Annotated in this window: 19 protein-coding genes and 1 tRNA gene; 11 read left to right on the top strand and 9 right to left on the bottom strand. The window is 65.8% G+C overall.

All coding sequences use genetic code 11. The features are described 5' to 3' along the window. Positions 1 to 4 precede the first annotated feature (4 nt). The 4 genes from H0193_RS06415 to rlmB are packed head-to-tail and all read left to right on the top strand — an operon-like array spanning position 5 to position 3,396. Entirely contained in the window at positions 5 to 565 is a 561-nt protein-coding gene (locus tag H0193_RS06415) for a hypothetical protein (RefSeq protein ID WP_181889059.1), read from the top strand. Continuing rightward, complete coding sequence (locus tag H0193_RS06410) at positions 566 to 1,123, top strand: hypothetical protein (RefSeq protein ID WP_181889058.1); 558 nt, start codon at positions 566 to 568, stop codon at positions 1,121 to 1,123. An 11-nt stretch (positions 1,124 to 1,134) separates the two neighbouring features. After that, positions 1,135 to 2,460, top strand: coding sequence for a cysteine--tRNA ligase (gene cysS / locus H0193_RS06405; RefSeq protein WP_181889057.1), 1,326 nt, complete (start codon positions 1,135 to 1,137; stop codon positions 2,458 to 2,460). A 3-nt stretch (positions 2,461 to 2,463) separates the two neighbouring features. Further along, a complete protein-coding gene (gene rlmB / locus H0193_RS06400; protein ID WP_181889056.1) occupies positions 2,464 to 3,396 on the top strand; it encodes a 23S rRNA (guanosine(2251)-2'-O)-methyltransferase RlmB in 933 nt (310 codons plus the stop codon). On the opposite strand, the gene H0193_RS06395 is transcribed toward rlmB, so the two are convergent. The 6 genes from H0193_RS06395 to thrE are packed head-to-tail and all read right to left on the bottom strand — an operon-like array spanning position 3,371 to position 8,328. Beyond that, complete coding sequence (locus tag H0193_RS06395; protein WP_181889055.1) at positions 3,371 to 4,138, bottom strand: CE1 family esterase; 768 nt, start codon at positions 4,136 to 4,138, stop codon at positions 3,371 to 3,373. The genes rlmB and H0193_RS06395 overlap by 26 nt on opposite strands. Next, complete coding sequence (locus tag H0193_RS06390; RefSeq protein WP_181889054.1) at positions 4,120 to 4,815, bottom strand: trehalose-phosphatase; 696 nt, start codon at positions 4,813 to 4,815, stop codon at positions 4,120 to 4,122. The genes H0193_RS06395 and H0193_RS06390 overlap by 19 nt, the downstream gene beginning before the upstream one ends. After that, positions 4,812 to 5,195: an META domain-containing protein gene (locus H0193_RS06385; RefSeq protein WP_181889053.1), complete on the bottom strand. Its 384-nt coding sequence runs from the start codon at positions 5,193 to 5,195 to the stop codon at positions 4,812 to 4,814. The genes H0193_RS06390 and H0193_RS06385 overlap by 4 nt, the downstream gene beginning before the upstream one ends. Next, positions 5,192 to 6,469: an alpha,alpha-trehalose-phosphate synthase (UDP-forming) gene (locus H0193_RS06380; protein ID WP_181889052.1), complete on the bottom strand. Its 1,278-nt coding sequence runs from the start codon at positions 6,467 to 6,469 to the stop codon at positions 5,192 to 5,194. Before H0193_RS06380 ends, H0193_RS06385 begins: the two co-directional genes overlap by 4 nt. Further along, complete coding sequence (locus H0193_RS06375; protein WP_181889051.1) at positions 6,470 to 6,820, bottom strand: hypothetical protein; 351 nt, start codon at positions 6,818 to 6,820, stop codon at positions 6,470 to 6,472. It lies immediately after the preceding gene. Positions 6,821 to 6,873: 53 nt separating this feature from the next. Next, positions 6,874 to 8,328: a threonine/serine exporter ThrE gene (thrE, locus tag H0193_RS06370; RefSeq protein WP_420838844.1), complete on the bottom strand. Its 1,455-nt coding sequence runs from the start codon at positions 8,326 to 8,328 to the stop codon at positions 6,874 to 6,876. Between the two features lie 66 nt (positions 8,329 to 8,394). Between thrE and H0193_RS06365 the strand changes: the two genes are divergently transcribed. The 3 genes from H0193_RS06365 (at position 8,395) to H0193_RS06355 (ending at position 10,713) form a co-directional block, all read left to right on the top strand. Further along, positions 8,395 to 8,470 (top strand) — tRNA-Thr (locus tag H0193_RS06365). Between the two features lie 154 nt (positions 8,471 to 8,624). Beyond that, positions 8,625 to 9,332, top strand: a complete 708-nt coding sequence (locus H0193_RS06360; RefSeq protein ID WP_181889050.1) for a response regulator transcription factor — start codon at positions 8,625 to 8,627, stop codon at positions 9,330 to 9,332. Between the two features lie 4 nt (positions 9,333 to 9,336). Beyond that, positions 9,337 to 10,713, top strand: a complete 1,377-nt coding sequence (locus H0193_RS06355) for a sensor histidine kinase (RefSeq protein ID WP_181889049.1) — start codon at positions 9,337 to 9,339, stop codon at positions 10,711 to 10,713. Here H0193_RS06355 and H0193_RS06350 read toward each other — a convergent pair. Next, positions 10,691 to 11,107, bottom strand: coding sequence for an HIT family protein (locus H0193_RS06350; RefSeq protein WP_181889048.1), 417 nt, complete (start codon positions 11,105 to 11,107; stop codon positions 10,691 to 10,693). The genes H0193_RS06355 and H0193_RS06350 overlap by 23 nt on opposite strands. 31 nt (positions 11,108 to 11,138) lie before the next feature. Here H0193_RS06350 and purD point away from each other — a divergent pair, with 31 nt between their 5' ends. Beyond that, the gene (purD, locus tag H0193_RS06345) at positions 11,139 to 12,386 is read left to right on the top strand and encodes a phosphoribosylamine--glycine ligase (RefSeq protein WP_181889047.1); all 1,248 of its coding nucleotides are present in this window, start codon (positions 11,139 to 11,141) and stop codon (positions 12,384 to 12,386) included. After that, on the top strand, positions 12,386 to 13,819 hold the full coding sequence (gene purB, locus H0193_RS06340) for an adenylosuccinate lyase (RefSeq protein ID WP_181889641.1): 1,434 nt from the start codon (positions 12,386 to 12,388) through the stop codon (positions 13,817 to 13,819). Before purD ends, purB begins: the two co-directional genes overlap by 1 nt. Here purB and H0193_RS06335 read toward each other — a convergent pair whose 3' ends face one another. Further along, a complete protein-coding gene (locus H0193_RS06335; RefSeq protein WP_181889046.1) occupies positions 13,820 to 14,347 on the bottom strand; it encodes a hypothetical protein in 528 nt (175 codons plus the stop codon). A 19-nt stretch (positions 14,348 to 14,366) separates the two neighbouring features. On the opposite strand from H0193_RS06335, the gene H0193_RS06330 reads away from it, so the two are divergent. Beyond that, positions 14,367 to 15,263, top strand: coding sequence for a phosphoribosylaminoimidazolesuccinocarboxamide synthase (locus tag H0193_RS06330; protein ID WP_181889045.1), 897 nt, complete (start codon positions 14,367 to 14,369; stop codon positions 15,261 to 15,263). Further along, positions 15,260 to 17,341 carry a S9 family peptidase gene (locus H0193_RS06325; protein ID WP_181889044.1) on the top strand — a complete coding sequence of 694 codons (2,082 nt, stop codon included), beginning with the start codon at positions 15,260 to 15,262 and terminating at the stop codon, positions 17,339 to 17,341. Before H0193_RS06330 ends, H0193_RS06325 begins: the two co-directional genes overlap by 4 nt. Here H0193_RS06325 and H0193_RS06320 read toward each other — a convergent pair. Beyond that, the gene (locus tag H0193_RS06320) at positions 17,338 to 18,813 is read right to left on the bottom strand and encodes a DUF222 domain-containing protein (protein ID WP_181889043.1); all 1,476 of its coding nucleotides are present in this window, start codon (positions 18,811 to 18,813) and stop codon (positions 17,338 to 17,340) included. The genes H0193_RS06325 and H0193_RS06320 overlap by 4 nt on opposite strands. Between the last annotated feature and the right edge of the window lie 92 nt (positions 18,814 to 18,905).

Here is an 18,905-nt window from a genome sequence, read left to right as displayed (position 1 = left end):
AACCATGAAACGCACCATTGCTCTGCTCACCACCGCCGCTGTTATCGCTCTCGCCCCGGCCGCCAACGCCCTGCCGCAGCGCACCTACGACGAGACGAACCCGACCACCATCGGCGACAAGTGCGCCAACCCGGGCGACCGCGGCCAGACCGTGGAGATCGTCCGCAGCTACTTCGACGGTTCCGCAGGCACCTGGACCGTGGCCAACTACAACGACGAGCCGCTGCCCGTGACCCGCTCGATCACCGAGACCAAGACCAAGACGTGGAACGTCACCGCGGGCCTGAGCTTCGACGTGGCCAAGCTGATCCAGTTCACCTTCTCCACCAGCTACACGAACGAGCAGTCCTACGAGGTCGGCGAGAAGGTCGGCCCGTACAACATCGCCCCGGGCAAGACCGCCGTGCTGCAGGCCGGCTGGATCGTCTCCGACTTCAAGGGCCAGGAGACCGTGTGCGGTGCAAACGGCACCTGGGAAGCTGCCGGCAACACGTTCACCGCGACGATGCCGAAGGAGCGTCACGTCCGCGTGAGCACCCGCGACAACATCGACTGGGGTGCGTAAATGAAACGGGTGATCCCTGCGCTGGCGGCAATGCTGCTGTTTGCTGCCCCCGCCAACGCGCAGTCCTACGATTTCGAGCTCCCGCAGCGCTGGAACGAGGACCTCGCCCCGGGCAGCCATTGCGCCACCCCGGGTCTCACCGACACCTACGTCGACGCGACCCGCCGCTGGTTCAAGCAGACCGACGCCGCGAGCGTGGGCAACGACACCGAAGGTCCGGTGCCGGTGGAGCAGACCGTGAAGGAGAAGCGTGTGCAGACCCTGGAGGTCTCCGGCACCTTCACGCCGAAGGGCGACCTGGTGAAGAACGTCTCCCGTGCGTACGGCTGGAACTACGTGCACCAGGTCAGCTGGTCGCTGAACCAGGTGGTCGGCCCGTACACCCTCGACGCCGGCAAGCAGGGCAGGCTCGTGTGGGGCTTCACCATGCTCGACGGCGACGCGCAGGACGTGAAGTGCAGCGCGGACCAGGTCTGGGAGCCGGTGGGTAAGCCCTACGAGTTCAGCGTTCCGGAGGCGCGCTACTCGGAGCTCAAGGTGGACGAGTCGTCTCTGTAGACTGCGGTGTTGTGAAGCAACGCATTTTCGACACCAAGACCCGCACACTGCGCGACTTCGAGCCGATTAGGCCCGGCCACGTCTCGATTTACCTGTGCGGTGCCACCCCGCAGGCCAAACCGCACATCGGGCACCTGCGCTCGGGTGTCGCGTTCGACATCGTCCGCCGCTGGTTTTTGGCCAACGACTACGATGTCGCGTTCGCGCGCAACGTCACGGACATCGACGACAAAATCCTGACCAAGGCGCGCGAGCACAACCGCCCCTGGTGGGAGTGGGTCTCCACGTACGAGCGCGAGTTCACCCGCGCGTACGACACCCTCGGGGTGCTGCCGCCGTCCGTGGAGCCGCGCGCGACCGGGCACGTCACCCAGATGGTCGACTACATGCAGCGGCTTATCGACGCAGGCTTCGCCTACACCCGCGAAGGCTCCGTCTACTTCGACGTGAACGCCTGGGTGAAAGCCGGCGGGGACTACGGCTCGATCTCCGGCAACAAGCTGGAGGATATGACGGGCGACGACCCGGATTTCGCCCTGTGGAAGGCCGCCAAACCGGGCGAGCCGAGCTGGCCCACCCCGTGGGGCCCGGGCCGCCCCGGCTGGCACCTCGAGTGCTCCGCGATGTCCACGTGGTACCTCGGTTCCGAGTTCGACATCCACGGTGGCGGGCTGGACCTGCAATTCCCGCACCACGAAAACGAGCAGGCGCAGTCGCATGCGGCCGGCGATGGGTTCGCCCGCTTCTGGATGCACAACCACTGGGTGACCATGGCGGGCGAGAAGATGTCGAAGAGCTTGGGCAACGTGCTGTCCATCGACGCGATGCTCGAGCAGGTTCGCCCGGTGGAGCTGCGCTACTACCTGGGCTCCGCGCACTACCGCAGCGTGCTCGAGTACTCGCCGGAGGCGCTGCAGGAGGCGGCGGCCGGCTACCGGCGCATCGAGGAATTCGTCAAACGCGCCGGCATGCCCGAGCCCACAACCTGGACCGACGGGTTCGCCGAGGCACTCAACGACGACTTCTCGGTGCCCAAGGCGCTCGCCGAGATCCACAACATGGTGCGCGAGGGCAATAAATCTTCTGATCCCGCGCCTATCGCAGCTCAGGTGCGTGCGATGGCAGCGGTGTTGGGTGTGGATCCGGGGGCGTGGCCGTCGTCGACAAGCAATAGCAACGCGCTCGATGTGCTGGTGCGCGCCGAGCTGGAGCGGCGCGCGGTCGCCCGCGCGGAGAAGGACTGGGCGACTGCCGACGAGGTGCGCGACAGGCTGGCCGCGGCCGGCATCGAGGTGACCGACACGGCCGACGGGCCGCAGTGGCAGGTGAAGGAGTAGATCATGGCGAAACCGTACGAGCGGCCCGACAAGCAGAAGAAGAACAAGAAGGGCCCCACGAAGGGCTCCGGCGGACAGCGCCGCCGCGGGCTGCGCGGCAAGGGTGCGACCCCGAAGGCGGAGGACCGCGTCTACCACGCCGCCCACAAGCGCAAGCTCGACCGCCAGCGCCGCGCGCAGGGACGCCACGATAGGGAAGTCGCCGACATGGTGGTCGGCCGCAACCCGGTGGTGGAGTGCCTGAAGGCGAAGGTGCCGGCGGAGGCGCTGTACGTGGTCGCTGGCACCGGCCACGACGAGCGGCTCAGCGAGGCCGTCGGGATGGCCAACTCCAAGGGCATCCCGGTGCACGAGGTGCCGCGCCAGCAGCTCGACGCGATGACCGGCAACGGCATGCACCAGGGCATCGGCCTGAAGATCCAGCCGTACAAGTACGCGGACTTTGACGATCTGCTCGAGTCCGTGGACGGACCCGGCATGTTCGTGGTGCTCGACAACATCACGGATCCGCGCAACCTTGGCGCCGTGATTCGCTCGACCGCGGCGTTCGGGGGAAACGGCGTGATCATCCCGGAGCGCCGCTCGGCGCAGGTCACCGGCGTGGCGTGGAGGACCTCCGCAGGCACCGCGGCGCGCCTGCCCGTGGCACGGGTGACCAACGTGACCCGTACCGTCAAGCAGTTCAAGGACAACGGCTACACCGTGGTCGGCTTGGATGCGGGCGGCGAGCACACCCTGGACACCTTCGACCAGGCAGCCGACAACGTGGTCATCGTCGTCGGTTCCGAAGGCAAGGGCATCTCGCGCCTGGTGCGCGAAAACTGCGACGTCATCATGTCCGTGCCCATGGAGGACTGGGTGGAATCCCTCAACGCCTCCGTCGCGGCGGGCGTGGTGCTAAGCGAGTTTGCTAGGCAAAGAAGAACTCGCGGATAAGCTCCCCGCCGGTAGGGGACTTCGGGTTGTGGCCCAGGCGCGGGTCGAGGTCCTTGTTTACCGGCACCATGTGCCCGGCGCCTTCGAGGGAGACGAGGCGGACCGGGTGCTCGCCGGCCCAATCGTCGACGCGGAGCTTCTCGCTTATCGACGTCTCGTGGCCGACGCACCCGTTCAGCTCCGCAAAGAACTCGGCGGAGTTTGTGGCGGATCTTGTGGGTCCTCGGTTGTTGCCGCCGATGCCGGCCATGCCGCCGTCGTAAGGCACGAGCTTGTCTTTTGTTCCCTGCACGGCCAGGAGTTGCGTCGGCTGGTAGTTGTCGGCGGTGGTCAGGGAGTTGTCTTCGGTGGGCATCGACGCGCCGAATGTGGCTGCGCCGGTGAGCAGGCCTGGGGCGTCGAAAAGCAGGCGCATGATCATCTGCCCGCCGTTGGAGAAGCCGCAACCGATGGTGGGCAGGCCGTAGTGTTCGACGACCTGGGTGAGGAAGCCGACGTCGTCGATGCGCATGCGGCGCGCGTCCTCGTTGAAGCCCGCCCGCAGGTCGTTGAAGTGGTGCTTGATGCCGTCCGGGTAGACCACGGTGGGGCCGAGGCCCTCGAAGGTGCGGTCGGTGAAGTTGCGCATCACATTGCTGGACTGCAACGAGCCGTGGAGAACCAGAAGGAGGGCGTCGGCGTTCCCCGGGATTTCAATCCAGCGGCGCTCGTGGCCCTGGTGGACTAGCGCGTGGCGCTCCATGCTTCCCTTTCGTCGGCGAGTTGGGTGAGCAATTGTGCCATGGCGTCGACATTTGGGACTCGGCGGGTGGCCCGCGATGGCTTTGTTCCAACCTTGATGCCGAGGTCGTGTTCCTCGAGCACCGCCATCGCGTGCTCGTCCGTGTCGTCGTCGCCGGCGAAAATGGTGCGGTCGAACGCTTGCTTGTAGGCGTTGAGCCAGGTGCCCTTGGTGATCTCCACCGCGGAAAACTCCACCACGTTGTGGCCCTGGGTTTTCGGCCGGCCTTGCGTGTCGATGGCGTTCGCGGCGGCGAGGATGGCTTTGGCTGCGGTTGGGTTTTGTACCTTCGCCACGTGGAGGACGCGCTGGTACGGCTTGACCTCCACGTAGGCGCCGTCGGTGGCGAGGGCGTTGAGCTGGTGTTCGATGTGGTCGAGGTAGGCGCGGTCTTGGTCTTCGAGTTGTGGCCCCGGCTCCGCGCCGTGGGAGCCGATGATTGTTACTGGGAGGTCCGCCGGAAGGACCTGCTTGATGCCCGCAATGTGGCGACCGGTGAGGATGGCCACTTCGGTGTCGCGGATGGCGGCGAGGCGGCGGATGGCGGCCTCTGATTGTGGGTGGATGCGGACCGCGTACGGGTCCGGGTTGAGCTCGGCGAGGGTGCCGTCGAAATCCAGGCAGACGAGGAGCCTCATCGCATCAGCCTTATCGTTTCGCCGGATTCTGCTACGAGGATCATCTCGAAGTCTGCGGGGCGGGAGACCTGGAAGGATTTGCTTTCGGTGAGGAGATGAGCGAGCTGGTCGTGGGTGTGGCGGGCCCAGCCGGAGCAATCGCCCGGGTCGCTGAGCGTGAGGTCGGTCAGCGTGATGGTGTCTTCGCCCTCGAACGAGCCGGACACGTCAGAGCAGCCGGTGGTGCCGGTGAACCTTTGGCCGTCGATACGCAGGCGCGCAACGGAGGTCTCAGTGGCGGGCTGGTCTTCGCTGGTGCGCAGCGAGACAACCTGCCACGTGGGGGCGGGCGCGCAGGCGGCCAGGGCGAATAGCGGCAGGATTGTTAGAGCGCGCTTCACAGCTCCTCCAGGAAAGATTTCGCCCACGCGGCCACATCGTGCTCCATCACCCAGTTGTGCATGTGGCGCATGCGCGCCGGATCCGGGTCGGTGGCCGCGAGGATCGCCTCCTTGATGGACTCCAGGTCGAACGGGTTGCACAAATACGCCCGGTTGAGCTCCACGGCGGCGCCCGCGAACTCGGAGAGCACCAACGCGCCGTCCGCGTCCGGGTGGGCCGCCACATACTCCTTCGCCACCAGATTCATGCCGTCCTTGAACGGGGTGACCAGCATGATGTCCGCGGCCGCGTAAAAGGTGCCCAGCTGCTCCTTCGGGACGCTGCGGTGCACATAATGCACGACCGGACGGCCCACCTCGCCGAAGCGGCCGTTGATGCGCCCGATGGCCTCCTCGACCTCCTTGCGGGTGGTGCGGTAGTGCTCGATACGCTCGCGCGACGGGGTCGCGATCTGGATAAAAGCGATGTCGGAGAGCTTGTCTTCCTCCAGCAGCGACTCGATGGCCAGCAGGCGCTGCAGGATGCCCTTCGTGTAATCCAGGCGGTCCACGCCAAGAAGGAGGTGCTTCGGGTTGCCGACGGCGTTTCGCAGCGTCTCGACCTGCTCGTTTGTGGCGGTTGCGATCTCCCCCGAATCGATGGAAATGGGGAAGGTGCCGGTGCGGATGTCGTCGGTGAGCAGACGGAAGTTGTCCTCGTCGGTGTGGCGCTGAAAGCCGATCAGGTCGCAGCCTTTCAACCCCTCGAGGATCTCGTCGCGCCACGGCAACTGCTGGAACAACGCCGGGGCGGGGAAGGGGATGTGCAGGAAAAAACCGACGGTCACGTCGGAGCGGATTGCTTTGAGCATCCCCGGCACGAGCTGCAGCTGGTAGTCCTGCACCCACACCGTGGCGTTTTCGGCGGCGGCCTTCGCGGTCGCCTCCGCAAACTTGCGGTTCACCTCGACGTAACGGTCCCACCAGGCCTGGTTGTACTCCGGCTGGACGATCAGGTCGTGGTAGAGCGGCCAGAGCGTGGAGTTGGAGAAGCCCTCGTAGAAGCCCTCGAAATCGTCCTGGTCGAGTGCGACCGGCAAGAGGGAAATGCCGCCGAACTCGAACGGCTCAAGCTTTTCCCCGATGTTGCCGGGCCACCCCACCCAGCAACCCTCGCGGGCACGCAACACCGGGGCGAGGGCGGCGACGAGGCCACCCGGGGAGACTTCGTAGTGGTCTCCCACCTTGTCCACCGGCAGGCGGTTCGCCACGACGACGAACTCGTTGTCCCCCATCTAGGCCTTCTTGGCAGTCTTCTTCGTCGACTTCTTGGTGGCCTTCTTCTTCGTCGCCTTCTTCTTGGAAGCCTTCTTGGTCGACTTTTTCTTGGTGGCCTTCTTTTTGGTTGCCTTCTTCTTGGTGGCCTTCTTCGGTGCCTCCTCCTCGGCCTCCTGCTCGAGCTCCTCGACGTACCGCTTGTACACGAAGCCCTTCGGGGCAACCCCCAGCATGGACATCAGCGTTACGCCGTCCAGGAAATCTTCGGCGTAGGTTGCCACGATCCGACGGGCACCCGAAGCCGTCTGCTCCTCAACAGCGTGCATCGCCTCGGCGGTAGGGCGCGAATCAGTGATCTTGGGTGGCACTACGGTCTCCTCCTAGCATCAGGCGTCAAGGGTTTTCATCCTACGCGATGAACTTATCTGCGTCGCCGCACCCTGAGCAGCTGCTCGAACGTGAAGCGGCCAGCGCGTTTGAACGCTTGGTACGGCACATACAGCTGTGGCCGGCGGATGCGGCGGGCGACCCACTCGCCGAACACCACACCCGCGGCCAAAGCCATGCAGGTGCCGATGGCGGTGAACAAGTTCATCATGCCCAGCAGCATCTGCTCGTTCATCAATGCGTACATGCCGCGGTAAATCCACGAGCCTGGCAGAAACGGGGTCACGCCTGCCACGGCCGTGATTACAGGGTTGATCAGGAACCGGCGGGAAATCAGGCCGCCGACGAGGCCCACCACGATCGCACACGCCGCGGTCGCGGATAGCCTGCCCAGGCCCAGCGGGGCGAGCAGGATGTAGTAGCAGGCGGAGCCAAGCGCGGCGGTGACAAAGGAAAGCATGATCGCGGCGCGCTCCGCGAAACAGCACACGGCAAAGGCTGCCGCGGCCATCCCGCCGCCGACCACGGTGAGCAGCGCGTTCGAATACGCAGCGCTGCCGGGGAGAAGCTCGATCGGCGGCAGGGGCATGCCCACCATCTCCGAGACCGCCACGCCGCCGGCCACGCCGGCCACGATGCCGCCGGTGTTCAGCATGGCGGAGAAGAAGCGGGCGGAGGCGTTTAAGGGCGAGCCGGTGACGCCGTCGAGAAGCGATTGCACAAGCGTCAGACCCGCGAGTAGCACGATGATGCCCGTCGCGATGAGCTGGCTGGGCACAATTGTGTGTCCGATCGACGCCGAGAAGTCGTAGGTGATTGCGGCCGGGACCGTGGCGAGGAAACCGCCGATGACGTTATGGAAAAACGCGGGCAGGCCGCCGCGCGAGAGCAGCTTGTTGAAGCCCATGATGAGGAAGGCCGTTAGGCCACCGACCGTCATCATCAGCAGGTCCCCGCCCAACAGCATGGCCACGAAGAACCCCATCACCGTCCAGCCAGCGAGGTTGCGGGTGTTGCGGTGGGGGATCGGGGAGGTGTCGATGTCGTTGAGGATCCGCTCCGCCATCTCCGGCGGGGTCGCGCCGGATCGGATCGAGCGGATCAGGCGGTCGACTTCCTGCAGCTTGTGGTAGTTCTCGCTGATCATCGTGACCACGCGGAACACATTCACCGGGGTGCGCTGATCCACGCCGATGATCGTGTTGAGCGTGATCGTGTTCACCGTGATCGAAACATGCACGTAGTGCAGGCCGTAGGAGGAACACACCGTGTGGATCTGCTTCGCCGCATCCGCGGAGGTCGTCGCGTTCGCGATGAGGATCTCCCCGATGCGCGCAGCGATGTTCATCACCGCCGCGACCTCGGCGGGATCTGCCAAGTTAATGGGCGCGAGGACGGACGGCGGCGGGGACGTGCGGGCCTCGTCAATCGTTGCCACGCGCTGCCGCGAGCCGGAGATCCTCTCCCACAATGAGTTACCTTCTGCCACACGCTCACACTATCGGTTGGGCAGTTGTGTCGCAGGTGCGGGGCGTGTGTAAGATTTTGCTGCACTGCTGGAGTGGCGCAATTGGTAGCGCAACGGTCTTGTAAACCGTAGGTTGCGGGTTCAAGTCCCGTCTCCAGCTCCAATTCTTTTTGTGGGGCTTGTTGTCGGGGAGCCATTTCGGGGGAAGTCCGCGAGAGCCATTCAGTGGACGTACAGGAAACGTGCAGACTTGTGCGGTTTAATCGCTCTATCTTGTTAGCAACGCAGAAATTGCGACGAAACGGAAAGTGATTGACATGGCAGACAACTCGCAGAACCTGAAGGTGCTCGTCGTAGACGACGAACCGAACATTGTGGAACTGTTGACTGTTTCCCTGAAGTTCCAAGGGTTCGAGGTGGAGACCGCAAACTCCGGTCCCGCAGCCATCGAACTCGCGCATTCCTGGAAGCCGGACGCCTACATCCTCGACGTGATGATGCCGGAGATGGACGGCTTCGAGCTGCTGAGCAAGCTGCGCGCCGAAGGCTTGGACGCGCCGGTGCTGTTCCTCACCGCCAAGGACGCGGTGGAAGACCGCATCCACGGCCTGACCATCGGCGCGGACGACTACGTGACCAAGCCGTTTTCCCTCGAAGAGGTGATCACCCGCCTGCGCGTGATCCTGCGCCGCGGCAACGTCAGCGAGGACGCCAACGAAGACACCACCCTGCGCTACGCGGACCTGACGCTCAACGACGACACCCACGAGGTGACCAAGGCCGGCGAGATCGTGGAACTGTCGCCCACCGAGTTCAACCTGCTGCGCTACCTCATGCTCAACGCTGAGGTCGTGGTGTCCAAGGCGAAGATCCTGGACAACGTGTGGCACTACGACTTCGGCGGCGACGGCAACGTGGTCGAGTCCTACATCTCGTATCTGCGCCGCAAGGTCGACACCGGCGACGTGCAGCTGATCCACACCGTCCGCGGCGTCGGCTACGTGCTGCGCACCCCGCGCCAGTAGTGCCATGCCGTATTCGGTGTTGACGGCGCCGTCGAAAAAGCCGCTCAAGCGGCAGCTTGTCGCGGTGGTGATGGCCGCATCGACGATCGGCATCGCGCTGAGCTCGGTGCTGATCTACTTTGTCATGCGCTACTTTTTGATCGACCGCGCAGACGACCAACTGCGCGAGGGCATGGCAACGTGGGCGCAGCAAACCCCCGCCTGGCAGTTCAACATCCTGAGCCTGCCCAGTGAGTTCAACCAGGCCACCCTGTACCCCGGCCACGACCAGCTGGTGCCGCGCAGGGGATCGGTGAACCCGCCGGACTACTCGAAGGTGAAGCGCCTCGACCAACCAACCACCATCCCGTCCGTCGACGACACAGTCCAAGGCGTGAAGTGGCGGGCGATGGCCCACCAGCAGTCCGACGGCACTGTGCAGTACGTGGCCAAGTCGCTGGAAACCGAGACGAAAATGCTGCGCGCGCTCGCCTGGGTGGAAGCCGGGGTCGGTGTGCTGGCGCTGTTCGGCATCGGCGTGGCCGCGAACTACATGGTGGCCCGTGCGCTGGCGCCGCTGAAGATCGTGGAGAACACGGCGTTGGCGATTGCGAACGGCGAGACGGACAGTCGTGTGCCCGCATGGCCACGCGAGACGGAAGTGGGCAGTCTGTCCTACGCCATGAACACGATGGTGTCCAAGCTGCAGGACTCCCTGGACAACGCCCGCACCCAAGAAGAACAGATGCGCCGCTTTGTCGGGGACGCCTCGCACGAGCTGCGCACGCCGCTGACCAGCGTGCGAGGCTACACCGAGCTGTACCGTAAAGGCATGGCGAACGACCCAGACATGGTGCTGGGCAAGATCGACGAAGAGTCCGCCCGCATGCAGCTGCTGGTGGAGGACCTGCTGGCGCTCACCCGCGCCGAAGGTGCACGCCTAGAGAAGAAGCCGATGGACGTGCTGGAGTGGGTGCTTTCCGCGAAGAGCACCGTCGACGCGGCGTTCCCCGACCGCTCCGTGGAAATCATCAAGGACACCCCGGACATCGCGCAGGTCAACGGCGACCCGGACCGGCTGCACCAAGTGCTGGTGAACCTGATCACCAACGCCTACAAGCACGCCGGCGCGGACGCGGAGGTCACCGTGACCATCCGCAAGAACCTCGACCGCGTGGTCATCGACGTCGCCGACAACGGCTGCGGCATAGACCCGAAAGACGCGGAGCACATCTTTGAGCGCTTCTACCGCGCCGACTCATCCCGCAACCGCGCCACCGGCGGCTCCGGGCTGGGCCTGGCCATCACCAAGTCCCTCATTGAGGCGCACGGCGGCACCGTGAAGGTGGCCACCGCACCGGGCGAGGGCTCGACGTTTACTATTTCGCTTCCTGCGCTTTAAGGCCTTCGCGGATGGTTTCCGCGGCGGCGTCCATCTTCTCTGCGTCGGTCTCGTCGTGACGCATCGCGGTGGACAGCGTGTAGCCCGACATGTCGTTCGCGGGGAAGACGTGGATGTGGGCGTGTGGCACCTCGAAGCCGGCGATGAGGTAGCCGGCGCGCTCCGCGTTGAACCTGTCCACGATGACGCTGCCGATCATCTGCGCGACCTCGTTCATGTGCGCCCACAGGTCCGCCGGGATGTCGGTCCACTTGTCGATCTCCTCCACCGGCACAACCAGCGTGTGGCCGTAGGCGACCGGCTCGATGGTGAGGAAGGCGGCGACGGTGTCGTCCTGATACACGATCCGGCCCGGGATGTCGCCTGCGATGATCTTGCTGAATACGGTGCTCATGCTTCTCGACGCTACCGGTAAATTGGGGCCCATGCGCATCCTTGTCATCGGCTCGGGCGGCCGCGAACACGCCCTACTCAACGCAATGCAAGGCCACGACCTCACGGTCGCACCGGGCAACGCGGGCATGACCCGCTTAGCGACGGTGCGCCCCGTCGACGTCGCCTCTCCCCAGGCCATCGTGGATTTGGCTCGCGAGACCAACGCGGAACTTGTTGTGATCGGCCCGGAGGTGCCCCTGGTGGCCGGCGCGGCGGACGCGCTCATCGAAGCCGGCGTGCCGGTGTTCGGCCCGACGAAGGCCGCCGCGCAGCTCGAGGGGTCCAAGGCCTTTGCCAAGGACGTGATGGCGGCGGCGGGGGTGCCCACCGCGTCGGCGACCCGCGTCGAGAAGCTTGTTGATATTGCATCCGCGCTGGACGAGTACGGCCCGCGCTACGTGGTTAAAGACGACGGCCTGGCAGGCGGCAAGGGCGTGGTGGTCACCGAGGACCGCGCCGAGGCGAAGGCGCACGCGGAGGCGGTGCTTGAAGCTGGCAACCCGGTACTGTTCGAGTCTTTCCTGGAAGGCCCCGAGGTTTCGCTGTTCTGCCTGGTGGACGGCGAAACCGTGGTGCCGCTGCTGCCGGCGCAGGACCACAAGCGCGCCTACGACAACGACGAGGGCCCCAACACCGGCGGCATGGGCGCCTACGCGCCGCTGCCGTGGCTGCCGGAGGACGGGGTCGCGACCATCGTGGATGTGATTGCGCGCCCGGTGGCGGAAGAGATGGTGCGCCGCGGGACCCCGTACCAGGGCCTTTTGTACGTCGGCGCCGCTTGGGGGCCGGACGGCCCGGCCGTGGTGGAGTTCAACGCCCGCTTCGGCGACCCGGAGACCCAGGCGGTGCTCTCGCTTTTGGAGACCCCGCTGGCGGACGTGCTGCTCGCCGTCGCCGAGGGCCACCTGGACGAGGTCGGGGAATTGCAGTGGCGCGACGGGTTCGCCGCCATGGTGGTGCTGGCCGCCGAGGGCTACCCGCAGGCCGCCAAGACTGGAGGTGTGATTACCGGCGAGGCGCTAGACGATCCGACAAAGGTGCTGCACGCCGGCACTGCGTTGGAGGACGGCGAGTATGTTGCGGCAGGAGGTCGCGTTCTCGGCGTCGTCGGCCAAGGCGCGACGCTTGAGGACGCCGTTGCGGAGGCGTATCAGGTTATTGCTGGGATTGAGCTTCCCGGTTCGTTCTACCGCAAGGACATCGCCCGCCCCGCGATCGAGGGGGCGATCTCCCTATGATGAATGCCGTGAAGCCGAATAACGCGAATGTTCTGAGTAACCGTTACGCCTCCCCGGAGATGGCCACCCTGTGGGCCCCGGAGCACAAGATCATCCTGGAGCGCCAGCTCTGGATCGCGGTGCTGAAGGCGCAGCAGGAGCTCGGCGTTGCCGTGGAGCCGGGCGCGATCGAGGACTACGAGAAGGTCATCGACCAGGTGGACCTGGATTCCATCGCCTCCCGGGAGAAGATCACCCGCCACGACGTGAAGGCGCGCATTGAGGAGTTCAACGCGCTGGCGGGCCACGAGGAAATCCACAAGGGCATGACCTCGCGCGACCTCACCGAGAACGTGGAGCAGCTGCAGGTGCGCCGCGCCCTCGAGCTCACCCGCGACAAGGCGATCGCGCTGCTGAAGGCCGTGGGCAACCGCGCCGGCGAGTACAAGTCCCTGGTCATGGCGGGCCGCTCCCCCAACGTGGCGGCGCAGGCGACCACCCTGGGCAAGCGCTTCGCCTCCGCCGCCGACGAGATCCTGGTCGCGGTGGAGCGCATCGAGGAGCTGCTGGAACGGTACCCGCTGCGCGGCATCAAGGGCCCGATGGGCACCGCGCAGGACATGCTCGACCTGATGGGCGGCGACGAGGAGAAGCTTTCCCGCCTCGAGCAGGGTATCGCGGACGGCCTCGGCTTTGACCGCGTCTTTGATTCGGTGGGGCAGGTCTACCCGCGCTCCCTCGACTTCGACGTCGTGTCCTCGCTGGTGCAGCTGGGCGCGGGCCCGTCCTCGCTGGCGACCACGATTAGGCTCATGGCCGGCAACGAGACCGTCACCGAGGGCTTCAAGGAAGGCCAGGTCGGCTCGTCGGCCATGCCACACAAGATGAACGCGCGCTCCTGCGAGCGCGTCGGCGGCTTCCAGGTGATCCTGCGCGGCTACCTCACCATGGTGGCGGATTTGTCCGGCCAGCAGTGGAACGAGGGCGACGTGTTCTGCTCCGTGGTGCGCCGCGTGGCGCTGCCGGACGCGTTCTTCGCCATCGACGGCCAGCTGGAGACCATGCTTACCGTGCTCGACGAGTTCGGCGCCTTCCCGGCCATGATCAACCGCGAACTGGACCGCTACCTGCCGTTTTTGGCCACCACCCGCATCCTCATGGCGTCCGTGCGCGCCGGCGTGGGCCGCGAGACGGCGCACGAGGTGATCAAGGAAAACGCCGTCGCCATGGCGCTGGACATGCGCGAGCGCGGCGCGGAGCAGAACCTGGTGGAGCGTTTGGCCACCGACGAGCGCCTGCCGCTGGATCAGTCGCAGTTGGAGGAGGCGCTTTCGGATCGCCACGCTTTCATCGGCGCGGCCGAGTCTCAGGTGGACCGGGTGCTGGCGAGGGTGCAACAGCTTGTCGACGCGCATCCGCAGGCCGCCGCCTACACCCCGGGCGACATCCTGTAGCTACTCCCAAGTGAGGGTGGTGTCGCGGCTTTTCAGCTCGACGCCGCGGCCGACAATTCCCGGGTCGGCACTGCCCGCCCAGGAAGCAACAAAGCCGGTGTAGGTTTCGTTGGCTTCCAGCTCGCCGGTGTAGCCGGTGATGTCCCAGTCGCCGCAGTAATTCGGGTCGGCCACGTTGGCGGCCAGGGGACCGTCGATAGGCAAAAGCTCCGGCAAGGCGACTGTGACATCCATGGGGAACTCGCCGATGGCAGCCGGGGTGAAGCTGACGGGGAAGCACACGAGGGAGCGGGCGTGCTCGGCGCTGCGGGGCGCGCGGGTGGTGGTGGGCTCATCCACCGTGACCTCCCACTGCACCGGCACGTGGTAGCGCACGTCCTCGGTGACGATCTTGGCGGTCTGCCCAAAGCGGAACGTGGCGCCGTCGCGCGAAGGATAAAACTCCGGCATCTGCCCGCTGAACTCCGAAGGTGCGGTGCACGCTGCGAGAATGAGCGGGAGGAGGACAACGGTAGCGCGGTTTTTCACGGCGCATATACTAGCGCGCATGCGTCCAGAGCTTTCAGATTACTCACACATCTCCGGCGGCAAGGTCCGCGAGATCTACGAGGTGGATGAGCAGACCCTGCTCATGGTCGCGACAGACCGCATCTCCGCCTTCGACTTCTCCCTCGAACCGGCAATCCCGGACAAGGGGCGGATCCTCACCGCCACCTCCATGTTCTTCTTCGACCTGCTTTCCGACGTGCCGAACCACCTGGCCGGCCCGATCGACGACGAACGTATCCCCGAAGACGTCCTCGGCCGCGCCATGGTGGTGAAGAAGCTGGACATGGTGCCGTTCGAGTGCGTGGCCCGCGGCTACCTCACCGGCTCCGGCAAGAAGGAATACGACGCCACCGGCCGAGTTTGCGGCGTGAAGCTGCCCGAGGGGCTGACCGAGGCGTCCAAGCTGGACGAGCCGATCTTCACCCCCGCCACCAAAGCCGAGCAGGGCGACCACGACATCAACGTCACCTTCGAGCACATGGCAGGAAAGCTCGGCGCGGACCTTGCCGAGCATCTCCGGGACGCCACGCTCGAGGTGTACCGCCGCGCCGCCGACTACGCGGAGAGCAAGGGCATTATCCTCGCTGACACCAAGCTCGAGTTCGGCCTGGACGAAAACGGCGAGCTCGTGCTCGCCGACGAAGTGCTCACGCCGGATTCTTCCCGCTACTGGCCCGCCGACGGTTACGAGGAAGGCCGCAACCAGCCCAGCTTTGACAAGCAGTACGTGCGCAACTGGCTCACCGGCCCGAAGTCCGGCTGGGACCAGGAGGAAGGCACCACGCCGCCGGAGCTGCCCGGCTCCGTCGTGGAAGCCACCCGCGACCGCTACATCGAGGCATACGAGCGACTTTCCGGCCGCCGCTTCTCCGAGTGGCCGGGGGAGCATGCATGATCCCACCCGTAGCTGACAAACGCCCGATTGTCCGCACGTTCCACGGCCGCGAGTTCGTGGACAACTACGAGTGGCTGCGCGACAAGGACAACCCCGAAGTCCTCGCGCACCTGGAGGCGGAGAACGGGTACACCTCTGAGCGGACGTCCGCCTGGTCCGGGCTGGTGGACGACGTCTACGGCGAGATTAAGTCCCGCATCAAAGAGACCGACATGTCCGTGCCGCAGCGCCAGGGCAACTGGTGGTACTACGGCCGCACCATCGAAGGCAAGGACTACGGCATCTCCTGCCGCATCCCCACCGCGGAAGACCCGTGGACCCCGCCCGAAGTCACCGAGGACATGCCGGGCGAGCAGGTGCTTCTCGACGTCAACGAGCTCGCCGACGGGCACGAGTTCTTCTCGCTCGGGGCATCGTCCGTGTCCACCTCGGGCCGCCTGCTCGCGTACTCCTTCGACACCGAGGGCAACGAGCGCTTCACCCTGCGGATCAAGAATTTGGATACCGGCGAACTGCTCGACGACGAGCTCGAAGGCATCTTCTACGGCGCGACCTGGGCGGGCGAGAACTACCTGTTCTACGTCCGCTGCGACGACGCCTGGCGGCCCCACCAAATCTGGCGCCACAAGCTGGGCACGCCCGCTGCCGAAGACGTGCTGGTGTACGAGGAGACGGACGAGAAGTTCGGTGTCGGCGTGGGCGCGGACCGTGCCGAGCGGTTCCTCATGATCATCGCGTCGTCCTCGCTGACCTCCGAGTACCGCGTGCTCGACATGGCGGATCCCACCGGCGAGTTCCAGGTGCTGTGGGAGCGCGAGGCCGGCATCGAGTACCACCCGGACTTCTGCGTCGTCGACGGCGAAGAGCAGTGGGTGGTCACGCACAACGCCCACGGAGCGAACTTTTGCGTCGCGACAACACCCGTCGGCGCTGTGCCTCCCCTGCGGGAACTGCCCGTGCTGGTGGAGCACTCCGAAACCGTGCGCGTCGAGGCGATCGACACCTACCGCGACTTCATGCTCATGGCCTACAGGCGCGGCGGGATCCCGCGGCTGGCCGTGGCGTCGCTCGACAGCGGTTTCGGCGAGTTCAAGGAGCTGGAATTCTCCGAGGAGCTCTACACCGTCGGCCTCGGCGGCAACCCGGAGTGGGACGCCCCGGTGGTGCGCATCGGGTACTCCTCCTACACCCAGCCCTCGCAGGTGCTGGACTACACGGTGGCGACCGGCGAGCTGACCCTGCTGAAGGAAAAAGAGGTCGAGGGCGGCTACAACCCGGACGAGTACGAGGCGTTCCGCGAGTGGGCAACCGCCCCCGACGGCGAACAGGTGCCGATTTCGGTTGTGCGCCACAAGGGCGTCGAGGGTCCCGCGCCCGCGCTGCTGTACGGCTACGGCTCGTACGAGGCATCCACGGACCCCGGGTTCTCGGTGTCGCGGTTGAGTTTGCTCGACCGCGGCATGGTGTGGGTGTGCGCCCACGTGCGCGGCGGCGGCGAAATGGGCCGCGCGTGGTACGACAACGGCAAGATGCTGCACAAAACCAACACCTTCACGGACTTCATCGCGTGCGCCGACCGCATCGTGGAGCTGGGGCTGACCACGCCTAAGCAGCTGGTGGCCGAGGGCGGCTCCGCCGGCGGCCTGCTCATGGGTGCGGTGGCAAACATGGCCCCGGAGAAGTTCGCCGGCATCCTCGCGATCGTGCCGTTCGTGGACCCGCTGACCTCCATCCTCAAACCCGAGCTGCCGCTGACAGTGGGGGAGTGGGAAGAGTGGGGCGACCCGTACCACGACCCCGAGGTGTACGACTACATGGCGACCTACGCCCCGTACGAGAACATCACCGCGCAGGACTACCCGGACATTCTCGCGGTGACGAGCTTGAACGACACCCGCGTGCTCTACGTCGAGCCCGCGAAGTGGGTGGCCAAGCTGCGCGAGGTGGGCACCGCAGGCGAGATCCTGCTGAAGACGGAGATGTCCGCAGGGCACGGCGGCGTGTCCGGCCGCTACGCCAAGTGGAAGCAGACCGCGTTCGAGTACGCGTGGACGCTGGTGAAGGCCGAGGCGGTTTAACCGTCCGGGTCGAATAGGGCAGGGTCCGGCGGGCGGTTGTGGTTGCCGCCGTGCCGGGACCTCGCCTTTTTGGCAAGCCTCTGACCAGGTGAATTGCGGTACTGGTAGGTGGTTGTGTGCCTGGGTGGGTCCCCGTTGGCGGGGTGGTAGTGCACGTCGCCGGTGTCGGGGTCCCGGCCGAAATGGCCTTTGTTTCCGGCACCGTCTTTGTTGTCGTTGTTGCACATGTGGTGCTCGCGGCACAGCAGCACCAGGTTTTCGATGCTGGTGAGTCCGCCACTGAGGTAGGAATCCAAGTGGTGGGCCTCGAGCTCGACACCCGGCTTGGTGCAGCCGTTCCACGCGCACACGCCCTGCATGGCCAGCAGCACGAGCCTCTGTTCCACGGAGGCTAGGCGGGTGCGTCCGAGGGAAAGCGGGACGCCGGTAGCGGAGTCGAGTTGGAGGATGAAGCTGTCCCCGGCAAGCCCCAAACGCACAATGTCGAGCGGGGTCAGCGACACCGAGGTGTTGGTGGGGAACTCGGTGAAGGCGTCCGCCTCCAAAAGGTCGTCGAGGGTCAGCGTGATCACCACCGTGCCCACGCCGCCCCGGGACTTCGTGGCAACGTCGCCGTAGCGGTCCAGCACGTTCAAGAGCTGGTCCAGGCGGCGCTGGTGCTTCCGTCGGCTGTCCCGTTTCGCCGCGTCCTCGCCCTCCATGTTGGACCCCATGTGGTCGCCGGCGGCGAGGCAGGCCTCCAGCTTCGCCCGTGACGCGGCGTCGAGGTAGCCACTGAAAGGGGAGCCGCCGTCCGCGTCCGGTTCCCCGAGCCAGATGCCGCGCTTCTTCCACGCGGCGAGGGGGTCTTTCTCGCCGTCGTAGTCGCGTCCGCGCTTGTTGGCGCGCTTGACCTGGTCGCGGACGAACTTCCGGAGTTCTTCGGCGGTGAGGGACTCGGCCGCCTCCATCGCTTCGGCCAGGATCTCCTGGTAGCCGGGGTTGGCGTGCTCGTTGAGGTCTTTCAGTGCGTCGGTGATGATGCGCTTCTTCTCCGCGTTGGCCTTCTCGGCAGCTCGTCGCGCCCGCTCCTGCGCCTCGCGCGCCTTCTTGCGGCGCGCTTCCGCCTCCTGCTCCTTGCGTTCGCGGTCTTCTTTGTTTTCGCTCGGCTCCGGCTCAGGCACCTCGGGTTCGCCGTAGAGCTTCTTGCCCTGCTCCAGGAGCGCGAATGCTTCTCGACGGGACAAGCCCAAGCTCCGTGTCAGATACTCCACGGCGTGGTTCGCGCCGACGAGGGCGCCGGCGCCGTCCCGGTCGCAGAGGAAGGCGAACGCGACGTCCGCGTTGGACAGCAACGGCAGGCAGGCGTGGAGGCGCTCCATGGCCACGTGGGTGGAGGCGAGGTGGAGGGAGTCCGGTTCCCGCATGACGTCGGCAAGCGACCTTAGCCCGGCGACGATTTGGTTGACCGCTTGGTCGAGCACTGCGCTCATCTGGAGCACCTCCTTTCATTGCACTTGGCTACGCATAGTAGAACCCCGTCCGACACGAGAAGGGCAGAGGGGAACACCCGTTCGAATCACCG

This window comes from Corynebacterium haematomassiliense (assembly GCF_013978595.1).
GTDB lineage: Bacteria > Actinomycetota > Actinomycetes > Mycobacteriales > Mycobacteriaceae > Corynebacterium > Corynebacterium lehmanniae.
This window is presented reverse-complemented; position numbering and strand designations above follow the sequence as displayed.